Origin of the sequence: Streptomyces sp. NRRL B-1347, from assembly GCF_000720325.1 — a bacterium.
In the GTDB taxonomy this organism is placed as follows: Bacteria; Actinomycetota; Actinomycetes; order Streptomycetales; family Streptomycetaceae; genus Streptomyces.
This window is the reverse complement of record NZ_JOJM01000059.1, coordinates 1-24,242: the sequence shown is the minus strand read 5'-3', so window position 1 is coordinate 24,242 and position 24,242 is coordinate 1. Positions and strand designations below refer to the sequence as shown.

The window sequence follows — 24,242 nt, the reverse complement described above, 5'->3', positions numbered from 1 at the left end:
CATCGGCCCGGCTCACGCGCTGACCTCCTCGGCCTCGGCGGCGGCACGCGCGGCGGCAGGCAGCGCCGCCGCGATCTTCTCGACCGCACGGTCGTCGTGGGCGGTGGACACGAACCAGGACTCGAAGGCCGACGGCGGCAGGTACACGCCCTGCGACAGCATCGAGTGGAAGAACGCGGTGAAGCGGAACGACTCCTGCGCCTTCGCGCCGTCGTAGTCACGCACCTCGCGGTCGGTGAAGAACACGGAGAACATGTTCGACGCGTTCTGGACGCGGTGCGCCACGCCCTCCTTGGTGAGCGCCTCGCCCACCAGCGTGCGGATCCGCTCGGAGACCGCGTCGACCTTCGCGTACGCGGCGTCGTCGAGCAGCCGCAGCTGCGCCAGGCCCGCGGCGGTCGCGACCGGGTTCCCGGACAGCGTGCCCGCCTGGTAGACGGGGCCCGCGGGGGCCAGGTGCGCCATCACGTCGGCGCGGCCTCCGAACGCGGCGGCGGGGAAGCCGCCGCCCATGACCTTGCCGAAGGTCATGAGGTCGGGCACGACCCCGTCCACGCCGAACCAGCCGGCCCTGCTCGTCCGGAAGCCGGTCATGACCTCGTCGGAGATGAACAGCGCGCCGTTCTTCTCGCACGCGGCCTTCAGGCCCTCGTTGAAGCCAGGGCCGGGCGGCACCACGCCCATGTTGCCCGGCGACGCCTCCGTGATCACACAGGCGATCTGGCCCGGGTGGTTGTGGAAGGCCTCGTGCACGGCCTGGATGTCGTTGTACGGAAGGACGATGGTGTCGCCCGCCTGGGCGCCGGTGACACCCGGGGTGTCCGGCAGGCCGAGGGTCGCGACGCCGGACCCGGCCGCGGCCAGGAGCGCGTCCACGTGCCCGTGGTAGCAGCCGGCGAACTTGATCACCTTGGCGCGTCCGGTGAAGCCGCGGGCGAGGCGGATGGCGGACATCGTCGCCTCGGTGCCGCTGGACACGAGCCGGACCTGCTCGACGGGGGCGATCCGGGCCACGATCTCCTCGGCGAGGGCGACCTCACCCTCGCCCGGCGTGCCGAAGGAGGTGCCGCGCGCGACGGCCTCCTGCACGGCCGCGGTCACCTCGGGGTGGGCGTGGCCGAGGATCATGGGCCCCCACGAACACACGAGGTCGACGTACTCGCGGCCGTCGGCGTCCGTGAGGTACGGACCGGTACCGGACACCATGAAGCGGGGCGTACCACCCACCGCGCGGAAGGCGCGCACGGGCGAGTTCACACCGCCGGGCGTCACGGCCGCCGCACGGTCGAAAAGAGTCTGCGAAACTGGGGCGCTATACGGGAAGCTCACATGAACCATGGTGTCAGAGGGTCCGGACGTCGCGCCGGGGCCTCCTGCGCGCCGGCTTTCCGCCCGTACCTCCTTCCCTCGGGGCGGCTGGTGCGGAGATCCTGTGGACTGGTGTTTCACCCCACGTTTCGGCGGGTGACCGTGGGGGAGGTCACTGACACGATGATCGGGTTGCGCGGCAAGGTCCGCGCGCCCTGGAAAAGCAGTCGGGTGGAGATATGCAGCGCGGTGGTGGACTGGGCGAGGGGACCGACGGCCTGGGTCCCCGGCGTGCCCGGCGGGGAAAGCACCGGCGAGATGCGGAGGCGGGCCCGGCCCCTGAGCAGCGGACGCCGGACGGGGCGCGGCGGGACCGCACGGGAAGCAGGAGCAGCGGGGTGGGGGTGACCTACAAGTACTTCGGGGCCCCGGACGGCGCGACCGCGGCCCGGGTACCGATCTCGATGCGGCCCGAGGAGCTCGGCGGCGACGAGCTGGGCATGGGCGGCATGTTCACGAAGATCAAGCCGGAGACGATGGCCGCGATGGTCCTCACCGGCATCGAAGGCATACCCCTGCACAAGGTCCCCCCGCTGGAACTGGTCGTCCTCCACCCCGACTACGCGGTCGTGAAGCTCCCCATGACGGTCGTCGACCCGCTGCGCGGCATCGGCGAGGAGTCGGTGGGCGCCGCGGCCTTCATCTGGTCCACGGTCCCCGACCGCGGCGGCCCCCGGGACGCGTTCAACGTGTACCAACTCCTGCACGAGTGGCAGGACTTCAGCCACCGCCTGCACGACGCGGGCCATCAGGCGTACTGCCTGGTCTGGCCGTGAACGTCCGGTTCCCTGGGTAGTCACCGGGGTACCGGCGGGTGAGGACCCGGGACACTCCGGTGCGCGCAGCGCCGGTGCGCGGAGCGTGCGTCCTTCGTACGCTGACTTTGTACGGGGAAGTGCGCGCCGTCGGATCCGTGCCGGGGGAAGGGGCGGGGCAGTGGCCGAGGGGGATGGGCAGAGCACGCCCGCGGCGGGGCGCGTGCGCGTCCTCACGCCGGCGGGCGCCTTACGGGGCGCCGGCATCATGGTGGCGCCCGGCTCCGTGCTGACCTGCGCGCACGTCGTCGCGGGCGCCCTGCGTCTCCCCGCCGGTTCCGCCGCCCCCACCGGCACGGTCCGCGTGGACGTCGGCGGCCACCCGGGCGCGGCGCCCGGCGAGGCCGCGGTCGCGCCGGACGGCTGGTTCCCCGGACCGGTCGACGGGGGCGGGGTCGGTGACTTCGCGGTCCTCACCACCACCTGGAAGCCGCCCCCGGACGTCGGGTTCGCGCGGCTCGGCCCCTGCGGCGAGCCCGACCGGCGCGAGGTGAGCGTGTACGGCCACCCCGCCCGCGCACCCGACGGGCTGTGGTCGCGGGCGAACCTCGCGGGTCGCGGAGGGCCGCACATGGAGTGGGTGCAGCTCGACGGGCTCGACTCCGCGACCGCCTGGATCGAGCCGGGCTTCAGCGGCGCGGGCGTCTGGGACCCCGCCACGCGCAGGGTGGTCGGCATGCTGACGGCCGCGCTCGGCGACGGGCGCACCCGGGCGGCGTGGATGCTCCCCATGGAGGCGGCGGCCCGCCTGTGGCCCGCGCTCGCCCCGGCGGTGAACGGCCGCCCGCCCCCAGGGGCGGAGCCCGGCGGCGAGAACCCGCAGCTCCCCACCGACCACCAGCAATTCGCCCTCGCCGACGCCCTCCTGAGGGTCTCCCTGGTCGAGGAGGACCGCGCGGCCACGCTGCGGCGGCTGCTTCCCGCGCACATCCGGCACGGCGTCCGGGACCACCCCCGAGCACGGCTCCAGGTCTTCTACGTCGTGCAGGCCTGCGTCGACCACCGCGACGGCAGAGGGGCCCTCGTGGCCGCGCTGCGCATGCTTGACGAGTCGTCGGAACCGGCGCGGGCGGCGCTCGCCCTGTTCGACGAGGTGTGGCCGCAGGCACCGGGCGGCGATGCCCCGTGACGCAGTCCTGGGGCCCGCCCAAGATCGTGCTCGACGCCCTCGACGGCGTCCCGGCCTTCGACGAGACGGCCACCCTGCGCGAGTGCACCCGCATGGTCGGCAGGGCCCTCGGCGCGACGGTCACGGTGCCGGACAGCGCCCGGCGGCGGACGTACCTCTCCTCGCTCCTGATGGCGGTCCTGGAGTACGCCGACGGGCTCCAGGTCCTCGGCGGCGTCGTCGAGCTGCTCGAAGGCAACACGCGCTACACCGAGCGCGTACGGACCGCGATCGCCGTGGCGGAGGTGCCCTTGTTCCCGCCGGAGGACTGGTCCCGTCTGATGGAGGCGCTCGGCGGCCTCGAAGTGCTCGACATCGCGGGCGCGTACCAGGAGGTCATGCGGTACCACGCCGATCCGCTGCCCGCCCACTGCACCGAGCCCTGGCTCGCCGTCGTGCACGCCGCGACGCTGAACGCGCGGCCCGGTGAGCTGCCGCCCTGCGTCCTGCTCGTCGAGCACCTCGCGCGCTACGCGAAGGGCCAGCAGCAACAGGACCTCCTCGGCTGGGCGATGGAGCACCGCGCCCGCCCCGAGTCGTACGGCGAAGGGCCCGCCCTTCCGGCGAAGGGCACCTACCGGAGCGAGCGCGGCCGCCCGGCGCGCCCGGAGGACATAACGGCTGTACCGGCTGCACCGGTCAACAGCGGTGAAAGCGCCCTCCCGGTGGCGGCAGGGGCGGAATCCGGCCTTCTTGGGCGCGGCGTCCGCACGGCGGCCCCCGCACCCGCGCCCCCGGTGCGCGCCGTCGGCCAGGAGCCGGTGTGGGCGCCGAGCGCCTGTCTGCTGATCCGGCTGCGCCCTCTGCCCGACCCCGACCACGAGGGCGAGCGGCTGCTCTCGTACTGGTGGCAGATCGAGGGGCCCGAGCCCTACCCGGTGCGCGGCGGGGATCTGCGCGTCGACGTGGCCGAGCTGCCCGAGCAGGTGAAGTCCCTGGTGGAGGAGGCGGAGACGGGCTGGGCCTACTTCTGCAAGGAGGACCTCACGCTGGAATTCGTGCTGCCGAGGGAGCTGTTGGGGCTGCCGGTCGAGCAGTGGGCCAAAAGGGGCTTCCACGGCGCGGACGGCAGCCTCGGGGAGGACCATCCGGTGCTGCTTCGCAGCCTCGAAAGGATGGAGCGCACGGACACGCACGGCCGCTGGGCGCGCCGCTGGGACGCGCTGCTCACCGGCTGCGCGGGCCCCGTGCACTGGTTTCCCGACGACGGCCGCTCCCGGCTGCTCTCGGATCCGCGGCGCGTGATGGTGGTCCTGAGCGATCCGCCGGGCGGCACCGGCGGGCGCGGTTCCGGGGTGGACGAGCTGGCCGAGTCGCTGCGCGCCGGGGTGCCGATCGTGGTGTGGGACAGACGGGGCGGCATAGATCCGGTGTTCCGCGGCGAGCTGGCCGACTTGGCCGCTCGCACAGGAATCCATCAACTACCTGATGCCGTACGGTCGTTGCGTATAGAGGCGAAAGCCGGGGATGCTGCTGAGGGCGACTCAACGCTCGGTCGTCACGCAGCACTGCTCTGGGACGATCCGTACCGCCTTCCAGGAGGGGGCGGCGCCATGGCGGATTCTTCCGCACAGGGGGGAGGGTAGGACGCGATGCTTCCCGAGGACGGCGTGCCTCAAGGGATCCGTCCGGTCGGCGCCGCGGGCGCCGAGGACGTCCGGTCACAGGACATGACTCCTGACCCGGACACGGCGACATCCACGGAAGCGGCGGACCCGGCGGCCACCGTCGGCGGATCCGCCGACGGTGGACCCGGCCCGAGCCCCGGCTCCGGCCCCGACTCCGGTTCCAGCCCCGGCTTCGGCGCCTCCGGGCAGAACCGCTGGTGGATCTACCGCGGTTCGGGGCAGCCCCTGTACGACACGAGCCTGCGCGAGCTGCTGCCCGAACCGCCGCCCTGGCGCCGCTTCACCGGCGGGCCCGTGGTGCCGCCGCCGCCCGCGGACGACGAGGAGGTCGCGCGCAGGCTGGGCAGGCCGTCGGGGCGCTCCCCGGCCTCCGAGCAACTGCGGCGCGAGGCCGACATGGTCAATGCCGCTTTGCTTCTGCGACGACCCCTGCTCGTGACGGGCCGCCCCGGCACGGGCAAGAGCAGCCTCGCCTACCGCATCAGCCGCGAGCTGCGGCTCGGCCGGGTCCTGCGCTGGCACATCACCAGCAGGACGACACTGCGTTCGGGCCTGTACGAGTACGACGCGATCGGCCGCGTCCAGGACTCCGCCGCACTGCGCGCGCTGCACACCGCGGGGGAATCGCCCATCGCGCCCCGGACGGCCGGCGACAGGGCTGCGGGCGACCCCGCGGCGAGCGGCGGGCAGCTCCCCGGGATCGGCGACTACGTCCAACTGGGCCCCTTGGGAACGGCGTTGCTGCCGTACGAGACCCCGCGCGTGCTGCTGATCGACGAGCTGGACAAGAGCGACCAGGACCTGGCCAACGACTTGCTGAGCGTCTTCGAAGAGGGCCAGTTCAACATCTCCGAGCTGCTGCGGGCCCGGCGGCGCCATCCGCGCGTGACCGTCCTGACCGACGACCCGGAGGGCGGCGCGGAGATCGTCGGCGGGGTGGTCCGCTGCCGGGCCTTCCCGATCGTGGTCATCACGTCCAACGGCGAGCGCGAGTTCCCTCCCGCCTTCTTACGTCGCTGTTTGCGTCTGCGTATGCCGGATCCGGATCGTACGCAGCTCGTCGACATGGTGACGGCGCACCTCGCGGAAGGCGCGGTCACCCGTGCGGGGGAAAGCGGCGATCTGATCGAGCGGTTCCTCCGGCGCAGCCGGGAGCGCGGCGGGCTCGCCGTCGACCAACTGCTCAATTCCGTGTACCTGGCGACCTCGGGACGCCTCCCCACCGACGCGGGGGCGCTCGACGAACTGGTCGACGCCCTGTGGCACCGGCTCGACGGGGCGGGGGCGGAATCGAGGCCGGGATGACGGCGGCCTCCGCGGAGCCGTCGCCCCGGGCCGCACGGGAGTCCGCGCGCGCCGGGCGGGACCCGGACACCCCGAGCCCGGAAGCGCCCACGTGGACGGAGCTGGCGGACGCCCTCTACCTGGCCGCGTGCCAGGACGCGGCGCTGCCGGAGTTCCCGCCGCTGCCGGCGGCGCGCGGCACGGCAGGGCCCGCACGGCCCGGCAGGACCGGCAGGCCCCCCAGGGCCGACGAGCCCCCGGGACCCCGGCGCTCCGCCCCGGACGCCCCAGCCACCCCAGACACCCCGAACGCCCCGGCCGGGCGCCCGGAGGAAGTGCACGAGAAGGCCCCGCCGACGGCCGCGGCCCCGGTCAGGCCGTTCGGGCCGCTCGTCGGGCTGCGCGGCGGCGCCGTCGGCGGCGCCGCGGGCGCCGAGCGGCCCCCTCGCCCCGAGGGCGCGCACCTCCCCGACTCCCTCGCCCTCGGCCGCGCCCTGCGCCCGCTGCGCCTCCACCGCTCCTCGCCGCACGACGTGGAGCTGGACGAGGAGGCCACCGCCGAGCAGGCCGCGGCGGACGGACTGTGGACGCCGGTGTGCCGCTCCCTGCCGGAGCGGCGCCAGGACCTGCTGCTGCTCGTGGACGACGGCCCCTCGATGGCCCTGTGGCGCGGAACCGCCCGCAGGATCGGCGAGTTGATGGAGCAGACTGCGGCGTTCCGCACGGTGCGGCGGGTGCGCTGGAGCCCTCGCGGGGCCGCGCCGCCCGCCCTGTCCCCGGGCGCGCGCCAACTGGTCCTGGTCGTCACGGACGGCGGCCACGACGCCTGGCGCGACGGCAGCGCCGCCGCGCTCCTGCACCGCCTCGCGGGCTCCTCCCCCACCGCCGTCCTGAACGTGCTGCCGCAGCACCTGTGGGACCTCACCCTGCCCACGGTCACCCCCACCCGCCTGCGCGCGGCGTCCCCGGCCGAGCCCAACCGCCGCTACGACGCCGAGACCTGCCCCCTGGAAGCCGACGCCCTGGCGCCCCGCGCCGTCCCCGAGCCGGGCCCCGCGGACGCCATCGCCGTCCCCGTGGTCGAACTGCGCCCCGAGTCGCTCGGCCGCTGGGCCCGCCTGGTGGCCGCGGCCGACACCGGCGAGTGGCACCGCATCGCCGCGCTCCTGACGGCACCGGCCGGGGACCTGCGCGCGGAGGCGGTCGGCCCGGTCCCCGAGCGCCTCGCCGACGCGCTCCTGGGCGGCGCCGACGAGGCCGGGGAGCGGCCGGAGCGGGACCGCGCCGCGCGGGCGGCCGCCGTGGTGCGCCGCTTCCGCGCCACCGCGTCGCCCGCCGCCTTCGCCCTCGCCAAGCGCCTGGCCGCGGTGCCCCTGAACCTGCCGGTCATGCGGCTGCTCCAACAGGGGCTGCCGGGCGCCCGGTTCTGGAACCTGGCCGAGATCGTGCTGCTCGGCCTGGTGCGCCGCAGCGCCGACGCCACGGACGCCGTCGACGTCGAGGACGCGTACCGCGTGTCGTACGACTTCGTGGACGGCGTGCGCGAGGAACTGCTCGCCCTGGGGCGGCGCGCCGACACCATCGGGGCGCTGCGGCAGGTCGAGGGCTATCTGGGGCCGCGGCTCGAAGCGCTCTGGGAGGGCGGCGGCGCCCTGGTCGCGCCGGACGGCGACCCCGCCGACCCGCCGATCACGGACCAGACGCGCCCTTTCGTGACGCACCTCTACACCGCGCTCTGCGCCCTTTCGGGGCCCTATCTCGCCCGCGCCGATCACCTGGGAAGGCTGTTGCAAAGCCATGCGGCAGGCCCGCGCGCCCTGACCCAAGCCGAAGCCTTTACATCAGGACATAAGCAGTCATTACAGTACTCACAGGCTGATAGCGGGTCAAACTTGAAAAAGAGCCGTCAAACTGCGATACGGTACCGGCCGCAAGCCCAGGCGAACACCCCCGACCGCACGGGCTCTTCGTCGTCGCCTCCATCCCAGGCCGCGCCCTCCACCGCCACACCCCCCACTGCTCCCAGCTCTCCCGCACCCACCCCACCCCCCTCCCCCTCTGCTCCCCCTCGCTCCCTTCCTGGAGGCCCCGCCGTGTCTGCCGGTCTGCCGGTTGCCCCGGGCCCGCGCGGCCCGCACGACCCGCCCCGAATCTGGGGGAACGTACCGCAGCGGAACAGGAACTTCACCGGCCGCGAAGCCCTGCTCGAACAGCTGCAGGACCGCCTCGGCACCGGAGTCACCGCCGTACTCCCCGAGGCACTGCACGGCATGGGCGGTGTCGGGAAGTCCCAGATCGCCGTCGAGTACGTGTACCGGCACAGCCGCGACTACCGGCTCATCTGGTGGGTGGCGTCCGAGCAGGAGAACCAGATCGTCCAGTCCCTCATCGAACTGGGCGAGCAGATGGGGCTCCAGGTCGGCTCCGAGATCTCCGCGGTCCCGGCCGTCCTCGACGCCCTGCGCAGGGGCGAGCCCTACAGCGATTGGCTGCTGGTGTTCGACAACGCGGAAGACCCCAAAGAAGTACGCAAGTACTTCCCCAGCGACGGCCCCGGACGCATCCTCGTCACCTCACGGAACGTCCAGTGGTCCCACACGGCGAGCTCCCTCGAGGTCGACGTGTTCGCCCGCGAGGAGAGCGTCTCACTGCTCCGCCGCCGCAGCCCCGAGCTGCCCGACGAGGCCGTCAACCACCTCGCGTCCTCCCTCGGCGACCTGCCCCTCGCCGTCGAGCAGGCCTCCGTCTGGCTCGCCGAGACGGGCATGCCCGTCCAGCAGTACCTGGAGCTCTTCGAACGCAAGTGGGCCGAGCTCCTGCGGTCCGACCCGCCGCCGGACTACGAGATGCCGGTCGCCGCCGCCTGGAACGTGTCCCTGGAACGCCTCCGCGAGGACCGCCCAGACGCCCTCCAACTCCTCCAGGTCTGCGCGTTCTTCGCCCCCGAACCCATCTCCTGGGACCTCTTCTCCGCCGTCCGCGGCATCTCCGTGCCCCAGGAACTCCAGGCCGCGCTCGACGACCCCGTCAAACTCGGCCGCGCCGTCCGCGAGATCGGCCGGTACGCCCTCGCCCGCATCGACCACCGCCAGTCCACCGTCCAGCTGCACCGCCTGGTCCAGCGCGTCCTCGTCGAGCAGATGAACCCGCAGGAGCGGGCCCAGATGCGGCACGCCGCCCACCAGCTCCTGTCCAACGCCGACCCCAGGAACCCCCAGCGCGCCACCTTCTGGCCGCGCTACTCCTCGCTCCTCACCCATCTGCGGGCCTCCAACGCCGTCGAGTGCGAAGAGGGCTGGACCCGCCGCCTCGTCCTCAACGAGGTGTGGTTCCTGCGGGCGCGCGGCGACTACGCCGCCGCCCTCAACCTGGGCGAGCGGGCGGCCGAGATCTGGCGGGACCGGCTGGGAGAGGACCACGAGGAAGTCCTCAGCATCGACCAGCAGATCGCCGAGACCCTGCGCGAGCAGAACCTCGACCTCGACCGCGCCTTCCACATGCAGGCCGAACTCGTCGACCGCTACCGCCGCGTCCTCGGCGACGCCCACGAGAACACCCTCCAGGCCCAGAGCTTCATGGCCGGCAACCACCGCATCCGCGGCAACTTCTACGAAGCCCGCGAGATCGACCAGCGCGTCTACGAGACGAGCCTCGCCGAATTCGGCCCCGACGACCCCGCCACCCTCCTCACCGCGCACAACTACGCGGTGAGCCTGCGCCTCGCGGGCTCCCCGGAGACGGCGCGCGAGCTGGACCACGACACCTGGCAGCGCCGCGTGGAAGTCCTCGGCGAGGACCACCTCTACACCCTCACCACCTACAACGCCTACCTCCTCGACCTCCAGGAAGTGGGCCGGTACGAGGAAGCGCTCGAAGGGTACGAGCAACTGGCCGAGGACCTGCGGGACCAACTCGGCGGAGACCACTGGTTCACCGTCCAGGTGGTCCGCAACCTGTGCGTCACCCGCCGCAAGAAGGGCGACCACGAAGGCGCGTACGAACTCTCCACCCCGTACATCTCCCTGGTGCGCGGCCGCTTCGGGGAACGCAGCCGCCAGTACCTCCAGATGGCCATCAGCCACGCCAACGACCTGCGCCAGGTCGGCAAGCTCCAGGAGTCCCGACAGCTGACCGAGCAGGCCCTGGAGGAGCACCGCGGACTCTACGGCCGCGAACACCCGCACAGTCACGCCATGGCCATGAACCTCGCCGTGACGCTGCGGCTGCTCGGCGAGAACGACGGCGCACTCGCCCTGGACCAGGAGATCGTCGACGGCCTCACCCGCACCCTCGCCGCCGAGCACCCGCGCACCCTGCTCGCCCGGATGAACCTCGCCAGCGACCACTTCGCACTCGGCCGCCCCGACCGGGCCTACGAGATCGACGCGGCCGTCGCGGAGGAAGCCGCGCGGCTGCGCGAGCGCCACCCCGCGAACCTCGCCGTGCAGCTGAACCTCAGCCACGACCTCAAGGCCCTGGGCCGCGCGGAGGAGAGCGGGCAGATCCTCGACGAGGCGCTGTCCACCTACCGGACCATCCTCGGCCCCTCCCACCCCGCGACCCGCGACGCCGAGAAGGGACTCAGGGCCAACGCCGACATCGACCTGATCTCGCTCTAGCCGCCGCCCCCGCCGGGCGCGGCAGGCGCACCGCGGAGCCACTCCGCCAACTCCATCGGCGGGGGTGGCTCCGCACCCGCGGCCGAGATCGCCCGGCGCACCGCCGCCACGGCCTCCGGGCGGTCGAGCAGCAGCGCCGCGGCCGCGGTCCTGTCCGGGCGGGCAAGGGCCGCGCCGATCCACGCCTCCGCGTCGTGCGGCTCCGCCGCGGTCCACGCCGCGTACCGGCGCGCGGCACCCTCGGCGTCCCCGGCCACCGACGCGCACTCGGCACCGATCACCGCGTCCCGGTCCGCGTCGGCCTTCCGCCAGCGGCGGACGAACGCGTCCGGCGTCCCCAGGTGAAGCCGCACCACATGACCGAAGGTGTCCGTACGGATCGCGTCCGGACGCGGCCGCAGCCGCGACCCCGGCAGCGGCGGCGCGGGCAGCCCCGCCACCCGTGCCACGGCCGCACGCCGCGCCGCCGCCCCGTCCAGCTCCATGTGCCGCGCCCGCCACACGGCACGCCGCAACGCGCAGTAGCGCGCGGCAAGACCGGCGGGCCCGGGCAGGACGTCCTCCTTCGCCCACCGCTCGGCCGCCCCCGCGATCTCCTCGACGAACAGCCGCCCTGCAGCCGTGAGTTCCGCACCCGCGAGCAGCGTCACGGCGACCTCCCGCACCTGCTGCCGGAACACGGCGAACTCGAAGTCGGCACGCCGCGCCTCGTCCCCCGTGACGAACTCCCGGTGCAGCCGCCAGAAACGTGTCACGCCCGCGAACGCGAACACCCCGTGCAGCAGGCCGTACGCGGGCCGGGGATCACTGCGCCACGGCGCGTAGTACAGCGGCCGCCGCGCCCCCGCCGCCGACTCGCGCACCAGCGGTACGAGCCCGAGCAGCGCGTTCAGCTGCTGGTGCCGGGTCTCGTGCACCAGCGTGGCCGCCATCTGCGCCTCGTCGTACGGCAGGGACAGCGTGACCGCGCCGAAGGCGTCGGGCGAGGAGGAACTGGCCACCTGACCCCGCGTGGACGCCGTGAAGGCCCGCGGCACCAGGACCCGCACCAGCGCCGCGAGACGCGCCGCGTCCGCGGGGGACTCACGGGCCAGCAGGGCACAGGCACCGGCGACCCGCTCCCGCCAGAGGCCGGACCTGCGCCCCGCCATCCGCACCGGAGCACGCGGTGCCACCTCGAAGTCGCGGTACGGCGTGACCGTGTCGAGGCACAGGGAGCCCCCCGGCCCCTCGCCCCAGGGCGCCGCGTCCCACAGCACGGGCAGCGGGTGCCACCCGGGCGCCGCCGCGCCCAGGTCCCGCGGCAGCCGCACCTCCCCGCTCTCCCCCCGTACGACGGCGCCGTCCGCGGCCACCCGCACCTCGGCCCCGCTCCACCTGCGGGACGACAGCGGGCCCACGACCCCGGCGCCCGGCACCCACACCACGCCCCGGTGGGCCGGCACGCCCACGACGGCGTCGCTCCCGGCACGCAGTGCCGCCGCAGCGGCCAGCGCGTACAACTGGCCGACATCCGCCCACAGCGGCGCCGCCGGGGAAGCCGCGCCCGGCCCGGCCCCTCCCAGGCGCCGCAGCAGACGCAGGGCCCAGGCCATCACCATGGGGTCCGCGAGGACCACGTCCACCGCGCCCGGGTCCCTCCGCTGCGCGGCCGCCAGGAGGTGCCAGGCGGACTCCGCCGACGCCACCGCGCCCACGCGCGGCGGCCTGGCCCGCGCCACACCGCTGTGATCCACCAGCGACCTGAGGACGAGCAGCAGCTGGCTGCGCTGGGCCGACCGCAGCAGCCGCAGCTCCGGAGCCCCGGCGTCACCTGCGGCGATGGACCTCAACGACTCCTCGGGGAGCCGGTAGCGGTCCAGCCGCCCTTCGATCACTTCCGCTGCCTCGGCCGGTCTCCGCGCAGCAGTGCCATTTCCTCGCTGTTCTGCTCGTCCAGCGTGCCGGCGAACACGCTCGCCCGGCGCGCCGCCCGGTTCAGTGCCCGCCGCAGCACCGGATCGTCACCGGCGTGCAGCTCCGCCAAGGAGACCAAGGAGACCCCGGACAGATCGACCAAGTCGGAACAGAAGTCCTTCGCAGACTCCGCCATACCGTGGTTCCCCCTGACGTAACGGTTCCGCGACTCAGAATCCGCTTCCATGGTGGCTGCAATGGCACTCCAGCGGAAGACTGGCGCTGGTCATCCCGTGTGCGAACGCCCGGTGAAAAACGGCTACTTGAGCCAGGCGGGATCCCGTCCCGTCCGGGCCAGCAGCCGCTCCAGCGAGGTGGCGTCCTCACGTACCGGAACCGGCTCCCCGAAGACGCCCATCGAGCGGGCCGTCGGTGCCATGCCCTCGACGGCCCCGCGCAGCACCTCCAGGACGTCCGCGAGGCCCGGCGCGCCCGGCGCTCCGGCCTGCACCTCGTACTCCTGACCGGTCGCACGCGCCAAGTCCCACGCGTGGACGGTCAGATCGAGCAGCGCCATCGCCCCGACGGTGGCCGCCGGGAGACCCATCGTGCCCGTCGTGCCCTCGTCGGCCCCCGGAGCGGACCAGGCGGCCGCGAGCCCGTCGGCCTCCCGCGCGAACCGCTCCCGCCAGTCCGCGTCCCGGGCCACGTAGTCGGGCGTGACCGTGAAGTCGGCACTCCCCTTGGCGGCCAGCGCCTGGAACTCCACCACCACGTGGAGGAGGTGGTTCACGAGGTCCTTGACGTCGTACTCCGCACAGGGCGTGGGCGCGCCGAGCTGTTCGTCGCCGATGCCCCGGACCACCGGGGTGGCACGGGCCGCGGCGACCGCCATCAGATCGCTGAGCTTGTGGTCGGTGTTCATGTCGCGACCGTACGAGGAGGGGCGCGGCGGAGGCTTGAACAAACGCGACGCCCACGCGCGCGTGAGGGGCGGTTCTCCGGGGGTCTCCGGGGTCCGGAGGTCCGGGGGCTCCGGGATCCGGGATCCGGGATCCGGGGTCTCCGGGGTCTCCGGGGTCTCCGGGGTCTCCGGGGACGGTTCCCGAGGCCGGGGCGTCACGACACCCCGCGCGGGGCCGCCGCTCCCGGCCCCCGTCCGACCCCGCGCATACGATCGCGCCATGCCAGCTCAGAGCCCCCGCCGCGACACCCGGGGCATCGTCGACGCCGCGGACCTCATGCGGCGCGTCCGGTTCCGGCGCCACGTGCCCGCACCCCCGCTGCGGCCCTACCTGGAGCACTACTGGCTCATCGACTGGGACCTGCCCGAGCCGTACGTGTCGCACGTGGTGCCCCACCCCTCCGTGAACGTCGTCTTCCAGGAATCGGCGGGCGGCGAGCCCTTCGGGGAGGTGGCGGGCGTCGGACTCGGCCTGTTCAGCAAGAAGCTCGAAGGGCGCGGCCGGGTGTGCGGCGTCCAGTTCCGGCCGGGCGGCTTCCGGCCGTTCGCCCCGTGGCACGCCGTGGCGGAGCTGACCGGGCGGCAGCTGCCCCTCGGGCACGTCTTCGACGCCGTACCGCAGCACGCCGCACGGGACGTGACGGGACCCGAGGACGAGCACGCGCGCGTGGCCGCGCTAGACGCCTTCCTGACCCGGCTCGGGCCCGCGCCGGACCCGCAGGCGGACCTCGCCATGGCCCTGGTGGACCGCGTCCGCGCCGACCGCGCCATCCGGCGCGTGAGCGCCTTCGCGCGCGCCGAGGGCGTATCGGTCCGGGCGCTCCAGCGCCTCTTCGCGACGTACGTCGGCGTCGGCCCCAAGTGGGTCATCCTGCGCTACCGCATCCACGAGGCCCTGGAGCGGGCCGAGACCGAGGCGGCCGTGGACTGGGCGGGCCTCGCCGCCGACCTCGGGTACGCCGACCAGGCCCATCTCGTACGGGACTTCACGGCGACGGTGGGGGTGCCGCCGACGGCGTACGCGCCGCGGTGAGAGCGACGGCGTCCCTGCGGGCGACGGGCGGCGGTGAACGCGCAGCTCAGGCCGCCTTGTCAGACCCCCGCCCTACCGTGAGGACATGGAGCGCACACCCAGCACGGCACAGCCGCCACCGGTCCGCCTCGTCCCGTACGGCAAGGACGACCTCCCGCAGCTCGTACGGCACAACAGCCCGGAGATGACGGCGCACTTGGGCGGCCCCGAGGCCGAGGAGAAGCTGCGCGACCGCCACCACAGATATCTGCACCTGAACGGCACGGGCCGGATGTTCAAGATCGTGACGACGGACACGGAAGAGCCCGCGGGACTCGTCGGGTTCTGGGAGGCCATCCACTCCGGACACACCGTCTGGGAGACGGGCTGGGGCGTCCTGCCGGAGTTCCAGGGCCGGGGCATCGCCGTCACCGCGACCCGCCTGGTCGTCGGGGAGGCCCGCGCGGCCGGACGGCACCCCACGCTGTACGCCTTCCCCGCCGCGACGAACGGCCCGTCCAACGCCGTCTGCCGCAAGGTCGGCTTCACCCTCGTGGGCGCGGGCGACTTCGAGTACCCGAAGGGCCGCTGGAGCCGGTGCAACGACTGGGCGCTCGACCTGACCGGCGGAGCGCCACGGCAGCCGCGGACCGGCTGACCGGCCGGCGCCACCGGCCGTGACACCCTGATCGGCATGCTCGTCGCACGCTCCGCCGCCCTCTTCGCCGTCGCCGCCCTCTTCGAGATCGGCGGTGCCTGGCTCGTCTGGCAGGGCGTGCGGGAGCATCGGGGCTGGGTGTGGATCGGCGCGGGCGTCCTCGCCCTCGGCCTCTACGGCTTCGTCGCGACCCTCCAGCCCGACGCCGAGTTCGGGCGCATCCTGGCGGCGTACGGCGGGGTCTTCGTGGCGGGCTCGCTCGCCTGGGGCGCCGTCGCGGACGGATACCGGCCCGACCGGTGGGACGTCATCGGCGCCCTGGTGTGCCTCGCGGGCATGGCCGTGATCATGTACGCGCCGCGAGGCGAGTGAGGCCCCCGGCCTATCCTGACTGCCGGAGCGAGAAGAACGCCCGTACGAGCCCCGCAGACGAGCCCCGCACCCGAGGGAGCAGCCCCCATGCCGTCCACGCCGCACGCCGACACCCCCCGCAAGCCCGGCATCGCCGTCGTCACCGGCGCCAGCGGCGGCATCGGCGCCGCGACGGCGCGCGGCCTCGCCGAGGCCGGATACCGCGTCGTCCTGACGGCCCGCCGCAAGGACCGCGTCGAGGCGCTCGCGGAGGAGCTGACGGACGCGGGCCACAGCGCGACGGCATACGCGCTCGACGTCACCGACCGCGCGGCCGTCGACACCTTCGCCACGGCCTTCCAGAAGATCGCGGTCCTGGTGAACAACGCGGGCGGCGCGCTCGGCGCCGACCCGGTCGCCACCGGCGACCCGGCCGACTGGCGGCAGATGTACGAGACGAACGTCATCGGCACGCTGAACGTCACCCAGGCCCTGCTGCCCGCCCTCACCGCGAGCGGCGACGGCACGGTGGTCGTCGTCTCCTCCACCGCGGGCCACGCCACGTACGAGGGCGGCGCGGGCTACGTCGCCGCCAAGCACGGCGCCCACGTCCTCGCCGAGACCCTCCGCCTGGAGATCGTCGGCACCCCCGTCCGCGTCATCGAGATCGCCCCCGGCATGGTCAGGACGGAGGGCTTCGCCCTCACCCGCTTCGGCGGCGACGCGGAGAAGGCCGCGAAGGTGTACGCGGGCGTGGCCGAGCCCCTGACCGCCGACGACGTCGCCGACACGATCACCTGGGCGGTCACGCGCCCGCCGCACGTGAACGTCGACCTGCTGGTGGTCCGCCCCCGCGCCCAGGCCTCCAACACGAAGGTCCACCGGGAACAGCCGTGACCTACGCCGCCGACGACCCCGGCACCCCCGGCGGCTCCCCCGACTCCCCCGACCCCCTCGACCGCCTCCGCCACGAACAGGAGTCCCGCCGCCTGGCCGAGGAGAAGAAGAACGAACGCATGGTGTGGTGGTACCTCGCGTACTTCCTCTTCGGCATCCACATCGTGGCCTTCATCATGATCTACGCGGTCTCCCACGCGAAGTAGGGCCTGAAGGCGCACTCTCGAACGCGTTCACCTATCCAGGTGAACGCGTTCTATCGCCATTCCTCCGTGATGTCCGGCCTGCCTAGGCTCAAGCCGACAACATCACACAGACGGCCCCCGGCCGGGCGGCAACCCGAACCGAGGGCCTGACCAAACAGGAAGGCGCACTTCCTCATGGCTGCACACGAGCCTAGCGGGCACGACTTCATGGACCTCGAAGTCCCCGAGTACGCGTACATGTTCGGGTTCTTACAGATGGACGGGCATCTGTCCGCACAGTCGCGGGACAGAGGATGCCTCACTGTCGAACTCGGGGCACGAGACATTGAGATACTGCGCGCGTTCCAACGCTTGACCCCGCACAACAGCACCATCAGTCAGCGCACCCGCGCGACGAACTTCACCGAGAGCCACACCTCGGCAGTCTGGAAACTGCACTCCTTGGAAGCCCGGACCACGCTCAACGAACTCGGACTGCCGTACGGCCGCAAGTCCTCGAAGATCGCGCCCCCAGATGTGGCCTTCTCCCGTCGCGACTACGTCCGAGGCGTCGTCGACGCCGACGGATCCGTCGGCCACACGAGCCAAGGATTTCCGTTCGTCTCGCTGACTACAGCCAGCACCGCAATCGCCACATTCTTCTGCGACCACACACGTGACCTCACAGGCATCGGGCGCACCCTCAAACGCAACACACGCGACGACATCTACAACATCTTCTACATGAAGGAACCTGCGCAGGCTCTGGCTGCCGACCTCTACTACCCCGGCTGCCTCTCACTCGAACGCAAGCAGGCCAAGGCCGACTCCTTCACCTCATGGAGCCGCCCCGCCGGAATGCGAGCCGCTCACACACGGCGTCGCTGGACACCGGAGGAAGACAGACTCCTCGTGCGGATTGGCGACAGCTCCGCCGCAGCCGACCACCTCGGACGGAGCAGGACAAGCTGCCACATGCGCCTCTGGCGGCTGCGCAGCGGGCAGGTGCCGACACCAACCGAACAGTGACGCCCTGAACACCGGGGCCCGGGCTGACATCAGCCCGGGCCCCGCGTGCTGTCACCCCTTCACGCACACCACCTGCTTGAGCTTCGCCACCACCTCGACCAGGTCGGTCTGCTGGCTCATGACCTGCTCGATCGGCTTGTACGCACCGGGGATCTCGTCCACGACGCCCGAGTCCTTGCGGCACTCCACACCCCGCGTCTGCTCCTCCAGGTCACGCGTGGAGAAGCGCCGCTTGGCGGCATTCCGGCTCATGCGCCGACCGGCACCGTGCGAAGCCGAGTTGAACGCCTTCTCGTTCCCGAGGCCCTTCACGATGTACGTCGCCGTCCCCATGGAGCCCGGGATGATGCCGAGGTCGCCCGTGTTCGCCCGGATCGCGCCCTTGCGGGTGACCAGCAGGTCCATGCCGTCGTACCGCTCCTCCGCCACGTAGTTGTGGTGGCAGGAGATCTCCGGCTCGAACGTCGGCTTGGCCTTCTTGAACTCCTTGCGGACGACGTCCTTCAGGAGGGCCATCATGATGGCGCGGTTGTACTTCGCGTACTCCTGAGCCCAGTAGAGATCGTGCCGGTAAGCAGCCATCTGCGGGGTGTCCGAGACGAAGACCGCGAGGTCACGGTCAACCAGGCCCTGGTTGTGCGGGAGCTTCTGGGCGACGCCGATGTGGTGCTCGGCGAGTTCCTTGCCGATGTTGCGGGAGCCGGAGTGCAGCGTGAGCCAGACCGAACCATCCGAATCGACCGACACCTCAAGGTGATGATTTCCTGCACCAAGTGTCCCCATTTGCACCATTGCGCGCTCCCGGCGGAACTTCACCGCCTCCGCCACCCCCTCGAACCGCCCCCAGAAGCCGTCCAAGCCCGCCGTGGCGAAGCCGTGGAAGGTGCCCGGGTCAACCGGGGAATCGTGCATCCCCCGGCCCACCGGAATCGCCTGCTCGATCTTCGAGCGGAGGCGGGACAGGTCGCCGGGGAGGTCGTTCGCCGTCAGGGAGGTGCGCACCGCGGACATGCCGCAGCCGATGTCGACGCCGACCGCCGCCGGGCACACCGCGTCCTTCATGGCGATCACGGAGCCGACCGTCGCCCCCTTGCCGAAGTGGACGTCCGGCATCACGGCCAGACCCTTGATCCACGGCAGCGTGGCCACGTTCCGCAGCTGCTGCATCGCGGCGTCCTCGACCGAGCCGGGGTCGGCCCACATCCGGATCGGCACCTGCGCGCCCGGAACCTCTACGTACGACATAACGTCCTCATCCCCCAGGAAGCAAAGCAAAAGCACTGGAGCGCAAATACCGGCGCCAAGGTCAACAAATAAGAAAACGGACCGGCGTCCACGGCAGCGCGTGCGATACACATTGTGTCCACCGGCCGCCCGCCGGCGGCAACCCAATAACCAGGCCGGACGGACCGGACAGGACCGAGAGGAGCCAGCACGGTGCAGCGGAGGAAGGTCTACGTACCGGGCGCCGCAGCCCTCCTCGTGGCGCTGCTCGCCGGCTGCACCGGCGGCTCGGGCCACGACGACGGCGGCGACGGCAAGTCCGGTGACACGGGCGGTTCGACGACGGCGGCCGAGCCGGGCAGGTACCGCACCCTGCCCGAGCCCTGCGGCGCCGTCGACAGCTCGACGCTCGACGCGATGCTGCCCGGCATCGAGGAGATCGAGGACGCCGACCAGCGCGAGAAGGCCTACGAGGGCTCCCCCACGGTCACGTACGACACCGACCGCCGCGTGGGCTGCCGCTGGAAGGTCGAGTCGGCGGACGCCACGCACCACCTGCTCGTCGACTTCGAGCGCGTCGTCTCGTACGACGGGGCCGTCAGCGACGACGCCCGCGCGCACGAGGTCTACCGGACGAAGCTCCGCGAGGCGGACGTCCCGGAGCCGTCGGCCTCGGGTTCCGACGACGGGGAGTCCCCCTCCCCGACCGGATCCGAGGGGCCGGAGGGGTCGGAGGCGCCGAAGGGGTCCAAGGAGTCCGAGGAGTCGAAGGAGTCCGAGAAGCCCAAGGGCTCCGCGGAGCCCGCGGGCTCCGGCGCCGCCGCGGGCTCCCAGGTCGCCGCCAAGCCGCAGGGCGGCACGTCCGCCGAGGTCAGGAAGGGCGACGGGGCCGAGCCCTCGGACACCGCGGAGGCCGAGGCCACCCCCGAGGGCCTGGAGTCGCGCACCCTCGACGACCTCGGCGACGAGGCGTTCGTCGCGGACGTGCTGACCACCGCCGCGTCGGCGAGCCGCCACCGGACCGTGACTGTGGTGTTCCGCACGTCGAACGTCGTCGTCACCGTCGAGTACGACGAGCAGCCCGCGCGCCGCACCGAGGTCCCGGACTCCAAGGAAATGCAGGACAACGCACGCGAACTGGCCGATAACCTCGCCGACAGGTTCGACGACTGACGGGTCCGGGAGGCCGGTCCGGGCTCCCGGGAAGCCGGGTCACCCGCGTCGCTCACCGCGTACGGTGGCCCAACGGACCCCGTGGTCCGTACGCACCCGGCACGGACGCCCCGAGCGAACACGAGTGAAGGAACCATGCACCGACCCGCACAGCGACAGCGACAGCGACTCACCCGCGTTCTGGTGGGCGCGGCCGCCGCACCGGTGATCCTCTTCGCCTCCGCGTGCAGCGGCGACGACTCCGGCTCCGGCTCGGACGACGCCAAGAAGGACTCCGCGGGCAAGCCCTCCGCATCGGCGTCGAAGGACTCCGGCGGCGAGGCCGCGACCGTCGAGAAGGCCGCGTACGCCAAGCTTCCCGAGCCGTGCAAGACGCTCTCGAAGAAGACGCTCGGCGACCTCGTCCCGTCCGCCAAGGACAAGACGGGCAAGACCGGCACTTCGGACGATGTGTCCACGCGCGGCAACTGCACCTGGGAGAGCCTCCAGGACAACGGCGTGGACGGTTCCCAGTTCCGCTGGCTGCGGGTCTCCCTGAACCGCTTCGAGTCCGACCAGTCCCTGGGCAGCGGCGCCAAGCGCGCGCAGGCCAACTTCGCCAAGCAGGTCGCGGACGCACAGGCGGTCAAGGGCGCGAAGAGCGTGAAGACCACGCCGGTGCCGGGCACGGGCGACCAGGCGACGCTGGTCAGCTACGACGTGACCAAGGACAAGGAAACCTTCAGGCAGCAGACCCTCGTGACGCGCGTGGAGAACGCCGTCGTCACCGTCGACTACAACGGCGCGGGTCTCGCGGGCGACAAGCAGCCGAACGCCGCCGACCTCGGCAAGGACACGCAGAAGGCCGCGAAGGAGGCCGCCGCGGCGGTCGTCGCGGCGAACAAGGCGGGCGCCCCGGCGACTTCGGACAAGCCGAAGGGCGACGCCAAGGACCCGGCCAAGGACGACGCGAAGGCCGACGCCAAGGACGGCTCGAAGGACGGCTCGAAGGACGGCGACGGCAAGGGCGCGGCCCTCGACGGCGCCAAGCCCAAGAGCTAGCCGACCGGTCAGTGCCGACCGGTTCGGTGCCGACCGGTTCGGTGCCGACCGGTTCGGTGCCGATCAGTCAGTGAGGGAGCCCGGCCGCGGTGCGCGGCCGGGCTCCCGGTCCTTCATCGGCGTCAGCGTCTGCGTCAGCGGCCCTGCGCCCGGTCGTAGACCTTCTTGGCCGTGGCCTTCCACACCTCTCCGTACATCTTGGTCGGGGTCAGCGAGTCCAGCGCGCTGTTGACCGAGATGAGGACGCCGCCCTTGCCCGTGGTGGTGTCGAAGCCGGCCAGCCACGGGCCGCCGCTGGAACCGCCGCTCATGTCACAGGAGATGGCCTGCTGACCGTGCTCCTTCTTCGCCGTGCCGGTGCAGCCGAGGAGTTCCTCGCCGCGCTGCGGGCGGGTGGCGGAGTAGCCGAAGGCGGAGACGGTGCCGCCGACCGGGCGGTTGAAGGCGACGGCCTGGCCGCCCACGGCGTCGGTGAGCTTCTTGCCGTTCTTGCCGGCGTCGACGGTCAGCGCGGCCATGTCGTTGGCGGAGTCCGTCTCCCAGCTGCGCGGGGTCGCGGCCTGCCGGACGGCGAACGCGCCGTACGGCTTCTTGCCCTTGTGGTAGGCGGGGACGAACACCATGGACATGTTGGTGTTGTACGGCGACGAGCCCCGGCGCACGCAGTGGGCCGCGGTCATCACGGCGGAGCGGTTGGCGCTCTTGACGGCCGTGGCGGTGCACCAGGTGTCGGCGCCGCTCGCGTTGACGAAGAAGAGCCGCCCCACGGTCTTCAGGGTGGGGCCGCGCCACGGCTTGGCCTTCGGCCCGGTCGGGCCGAGGTCCACGGACTTCCCGACGGCCTTGATGCGCGCGGGCGTCCAGTAGGCGAGGGCGTCCTTGCGCTCCTTGGCGGTGTACTTCAGGACGGAGACCGGGTCGGCCTGCGCGGCGGAGGCCTGCTGCCCGGCCAAGGCCGCCGCCTGCACCGGGGCGGCGAGGGCGAGGGCCGTACCGGCCACGGCGAGTCCCGTGGCCCGGCGCCGGAGGGTGCGGGTCCTGGAGGTGGCGGTCTCGGGCATGGCGGCTGTCTCCTCGGCTGGTGCGGGCGGCGGACGGGGGCTTTCCGTCCGTGCTCCAAGAGAGCGGAACTTCCCGTTCGGTTGGCGCTGTTGACGACCTGTGACACGGGGGGCGAGCGGTGTGCCACCGCCCGGCCCGGCGGTACCGGCTCACGCTCGGCCGCACACATGTGCCACGCTGTCGCTCGCAACAGCCGGATTAGGGAGGGGTTCGCGGGTGGCGGCGATGCAGCTGACACGCATGCACCGGATACTCATCGGGGTCGTCGTCTTCGGTGCGCTCGTCATCGCCGGTATCGGCTTCGCCGGTTCTTACGCGGCCGTGCGCGAGCTCGCCGAGAAGAAGGGCTTCGGCACCTTCTCCGTGGTGTTCCCCATCGGCATCGACGCGGGCATCTGTGTGCTGCTCGCGCTCGACCTGCTCCTGACGTGGATCCGCATCCCGTTCCCGCTGCTGCGGCAGACGGCGTGGCTCCTGACGGCGGCGACGATCGCGTTCAACGGCGCGGCGGCGTGGCCGGATCCGCTGGGCGTGGGCATGCACGCCGTGATCCCGGTGCTGTTCGTGGTGGCGGTGGAGGCCGCGCGGCACGCGGTCGGCCGGATCGCCGACATCACGGCCGACAAGCACATGGAGGGCGTGCGCATGACGCGCTGGCTGCTCTCCCCGCTGCCGACGTTCCTCCTGTGGCGCCGCATGAAGCTGTGGGAGCTGCGCAGTTACGACCAGGTCATCAAGCTGGAGCAGGAGCGGCTCGTCTACCAGGCGCGGCTGCGCTCCCGCTTCGGCCGCCGCTGGCGCACCAAGGCTCCGGTGGAGTCCCTGATGCCGCTGCGGCTCGCCCGCTACGGCGTGCCGCTGGCGGAGACCGCCCCCGCGGGTCTGGCCGCCGCGGGCATCGAGCCGGCTCTCCTGCCGCCGGTCGCGCCGGTTCCGGTGGCCGCGCCGGCCGTCCAGCAGCCGGAGCTGGCCCCGGCACCCGCCCCGGCCCCTGCTGCCGTGCCCGAGCGGCCCGTGAACCTCCAGAAGCCCCAACAGCCCCAGCAGGTCACGGAGCCGCAGCCGCAGGGGCGGCCCGAGGGGGTCGAGGGCCCGGAGGGGCCGGAGGGCCAGTGGGCGCCGGGCCAGCACGGCAGCCCGTGGTTCGCGGCGCCCCAGCAGCCGCAGCGCCCTCAGGGCGATGCTCCGCTGCCGTACGAGGACCCGGAGGGGCCGTACGACGAGTGGTTCGACGAGCAGGCGGCGTACGAGGAGCAGCAGGCCTACGAGGCTTACGAGACGTTCGAGGACGCGCGGCCGTACGCCCGTCCTGCGGAGCCGGAGGCTGCCGAGTTCCGGGTCCCGTCGGGCCCTGGCCGCACCCGGCCGCTGGCGAACGGCCAGGCGAACGGGCAGCTGATCCCGAACCCCCGCGCGGAGCAGGCACCCGCCGAGGAGCCGGAGCCGGAGCCGCTGCCCGAGCCCGTCGAGTCCGTCGACGGGGGGCCGGGCCTGCCGGACGACATGACGCGCGAGGAGGCGTACTTCAACGCCTTCCGCAAGTACGTGAGCGAGATGGGCGACTATCCGAACGCCCGCCAGTTCAGCCTGTACCTGATGGACCTGTACGGCGTCACGGGCCAGGCGGGCGGCCCCCTCACGGAGAGCACGCTGCGCCCCTACCTGCGCGGCTTCCGGGACCGCTACCAGCAGGACCTGGACGCCGAGGAACACATCGCCTGACCGAGCGCGGCCGAACCGCCCCACCGCTACCGCGGCGGGCTCTCTCCCACCCGCCCACCCGTGACACCAGGCTTCGCCCGCCCGGCCCCGACGCGAAGCGCCGCGCCTGAGTGGGCCACCCCACCGCTACCGCGGCGGAATTTCCC

General features: G+C 72.9%; 20 protein-coding genes. 14 read left to right on the top strand and 6 right to left on the bottom strand.

Features of this window, described 5'->3' with window-relative positions; all coding sequences use genetic code 11:
• Positions 1-12: 12 nt before the first annotated feature.
• Complete coding sequence (gene hemL / locus IG74_RS0134580; RefSeq protein WP_030685358.1) at positions 13-1,338, bottom strand: glutamate-1-semialdehyde 2,1-aminomutase; 1,326 nt, start codon at positions 1,336-1,338, stop codon at positions 13-15.
• A gap of 368 nt (positions 1,339-1,706) precedes the next feature.
• On the opposite strand from hemL, the gene IG74_RS0134575 reads away from it, so the two are divergent.
• The 5 genes from IG74_RS0134575 (at position 1,707) to fxsT (ending at position 10,882) form a co-directional block, all read left to right on the top strand.
• Positions 1,707-2,144, top strand: coding sequence for a hypothetical protein (locus IG74_RS0134575; protein ID WP_016640275.1), 438 nt, complete (start codon positions 1,707-1,709; stop codon positions 2,142-2,144).
• A gap of 160 nt (positions 2,145-2,304) precedes the next feature.
• The gene (locus tag IG74_RS0134570) at positions 2,305-3,312 is read left to right on the top strand and encodes an effector-associated domain 2-containing protein (RefSeq protein WP_051855990.1); all 1,008 of its coding nucleotides are present in this window, start codon (positions 2,305-2,307) and stop codon (positions 3,310-3,312) included.
• Entirely contained in the window at positions 3,309-4,937 is a 1,629-nt protein-coding gene (locus IG74_RS46500) for an effector-associated domain 2-containing protein (RefSeq protein WP_158857875.1), read from the top strand. The genes IG74_RS0134570 and IG74_RS46500 overlap by 4 nt, the downstream gene beginning before the upstream one ends.
• A gap of 6 nt (positions 4,938-4,943) precedes the next feature.
• Complete coding sequence (locus tag IG74_RS0134560) at positions 4,944-6,284, top strand: AAA family ATPase (RefSeq protein ID WP_234334545.1); 1,341 nt, start codon at positions 4,944-4,946, stop codon at positions 6,282-6,284.
• Complete coding sequence (gene fxsT / locus IG74_RS0134555) at positions 6,281-10,882, top strand: FxSxx-COOH system tetratricopeptide repeat protein (RefSeq protein WP_267885625.1); 4,602 nt, start codon at positions 6,281-6,283, stop codon at positions 10,880-10,882. Before IG74_RS0134560 ends, fxsT begins: the two co-directional genes overlap by 4 nt.
• Here the strand turns inward: fxsT and IG74_RS0134550 are convergent.
• From IG74_RS0134550 to IG74_RS0134540, 3 genes are all read right to left on the bottom strand, one after another.
• Complete coding sequence (locus tag IG74_RS0134550; protein WP_030685347.1) at positions 10,879-12,759, bottom strand: aKG-HExxH-type peptide beta-hydroxylase; 1,881 nt, start codon at positions 12,757-12,759, stop codon at positions 10,879-10,881. The two genes, fxsT and IG74_RS0134550, sit on opposite strands and share 4 nt — an antisense overlap.
• Complete coding sequence (locus tag IG74_RS0134545) at positions 12,756-12,974, bottom strand: hypothetical protein (RefSeq protein ID WP_030685346.1); 219 nt, start codon at positions 12,972-12,974, stop codon at positions 12,756-12,758. Before IG74_RS0134545 ends, IG74_RS0134550 begins: the two co-directional genes overlap by 4 nt.
• A 123-nt stretch (positions 12,975-13,097) precedes the next feature.
• On the bottom strand, positions 13,098-13,703 hold the full coding sequence (locus IG74_RS0134540; RefSeq protein ID WP_030685343.1) for a TIGR03086 family metal-binding protein: 606 nt from the start codon (positions 13,701-13,703) through the stop codon (positions 13,098-13,100).
• Between the two features lie 259 nt (positions 13,704-13,962).
• Between IG74_RS0134540 and IG74_RS0134535 the strand changes: the two genes are divergently transcribed.
• From IG74_RS0134535 to IG74_RS0134510, 6 genes are all read left to right on the top strand, one after another.
• On the top strand, positions 13,963-14,775 hold the full coding sequence (locus IG74_RS0134535) for a helix-turn-helix domain-containing protein (protein ID WP_030685337.1): 813 nt from the start codon (positions 13,963-13,965) through the stop codon (positions 14,773-14,775).
• An 85-nt stretch (positions 14,776-14,860) separates the two neighbouring features.
• The gene (locus IG74_RS0134530; RefSeq protein WP_051855985.1) at positions 14,861-15,412 is read left to right on the top strand and encodes a GNAT family N-acetyltransferase; all 552 of its coding nucleotides are present in this window, start codon (positions 14,861-14,863) and stop codon (positions 15,410-15,412) included.
• Positions 15,413-15,448: 36 nt separating this feature from the next.
• Positions 15,449-15,784, top strand: a complete 336-nt coding sequence (locus IG74_RS0134525) for a YnfA family protein (RefSeq protein ID WP_030685335.1) — start codon at positions 15,449-15,451, stop codon at positions 15,782-15,784.
• Positions 15,785-15,871: 87 nt separating this feature from the next.
• Positions 15,872-16,660 (top strand): SDR family NAD(P)-dependent oxidoreductase, encoded by a 789-nt coding sequence (locus tag IG74_RS0134520; protein WP_030685334.1) that lies wholly within the window; start codon positions 15,872-15,874, stop codon positions 16,658-16,660.
• Complete coding sequence (locus IG74_RS0134515) at positions 16,657-16,866, top strand: hypothetical protein (RefSeq protein ID WP_030685333.1); 210 nt, start codon at positions 16,657-16,659, stop codon at positions 16,864-16,866. Before IG74_RS0134520 ends, IG74_RS0134515 begins: the two co-directional genes overlap by 4 nt.
• Before the next feature lie 174 nt (positions 16,867-17,040).
• Positions 17,041-17,874 (top strand): hypothetical protein, encoded by an 834-nt coding sequence (locus tag IG74_RS0134510; RefSeq protein WP_030685331.1) that lies wholly within the window; start codon positions 17,041-17,043, stop codon positions 17,872-17,874.
• 51 nt (positions 17,875-17,925) lie between these two features.
• On the opposite strand, the gene IG74_RS0134505 is transcribed toward IG74_RS0134510, so the two are convergent.
• Positions 17,926-19,119: an RtcB family protein gene (locus IG74_RS0134505; protein WP_030685329.1), complete on the bottom strand. Its 1,194-nt coding sequence runs from the start codon at positions 19,117-19,119 to the stop codon at positions 17,926-17,928.
• A 192-nt stretch (positions 19,120-19,311) separates the two neighbouring features.
• On the opposite strand from IG74_RS0134505, the gene IG74_RS0134500 reads away from it, so the two are divergent.
• Positions 19,312-20,271 (top strand): hypothetical protein, encoded by a 960-nt coding sequence (locus tag IG74_RS0134500; protein WP_030685328.1) that lies wholly within the window; start codon positions 19,312-19,314, stop codon positions 20,269-20,271.
• A gap of 135 nt (positions 20,272-20,406) precedes the next feature.
• Positions 20,407-21,312, top strand: a complete 906-nt coding sequence (locus tag IG74_RS0134495) for a DUF3558 domain-containing protein (RefSeq protein ID WP_234334544.1) — start codon at positions 20,407-20,409, stop codon at positions 21,310-21,312.
• A 134-nt stretch (positions 21,313-21,446) separates the two neighbouring features.
• On the opposite strand, the gene IG74_RS0134490 is transcribed toward IG74_RS0134495, so the two are convergent.
• Positions 21,447-22,373 carry a trypsin-like serine peptidase gene (locus tag IG74_RS0134490; RefSeq protein ID WP_030685325.1) on the bottom strand — a complete coding sequence of 309 codons (927 nt, stop codon included), beginning with the start codon at positions 22,371-22,373 and terminating at the stop codon, positions 21,447-21,449.
• Positions 22,374-22,599: 226 nt separating this feature from the next.
• Between IG74_RS0134490 and IG74_RS0134485 the strand changes: the two genes are divergently transcribed.
• Positions 22,600-24,096, top strand: a complete 1,497-nt coding sequence (locus IG74_RS0134485) for a DUF2637 domain-containing protein (RefSeq protein WP_199818932.1) — start codon at positions 22,600-22,602, stop codon at positions 24,094-24,096.
• The last annotated feature ends 146 nt before the right edge of the window (positions 24,097-24,242 follow it).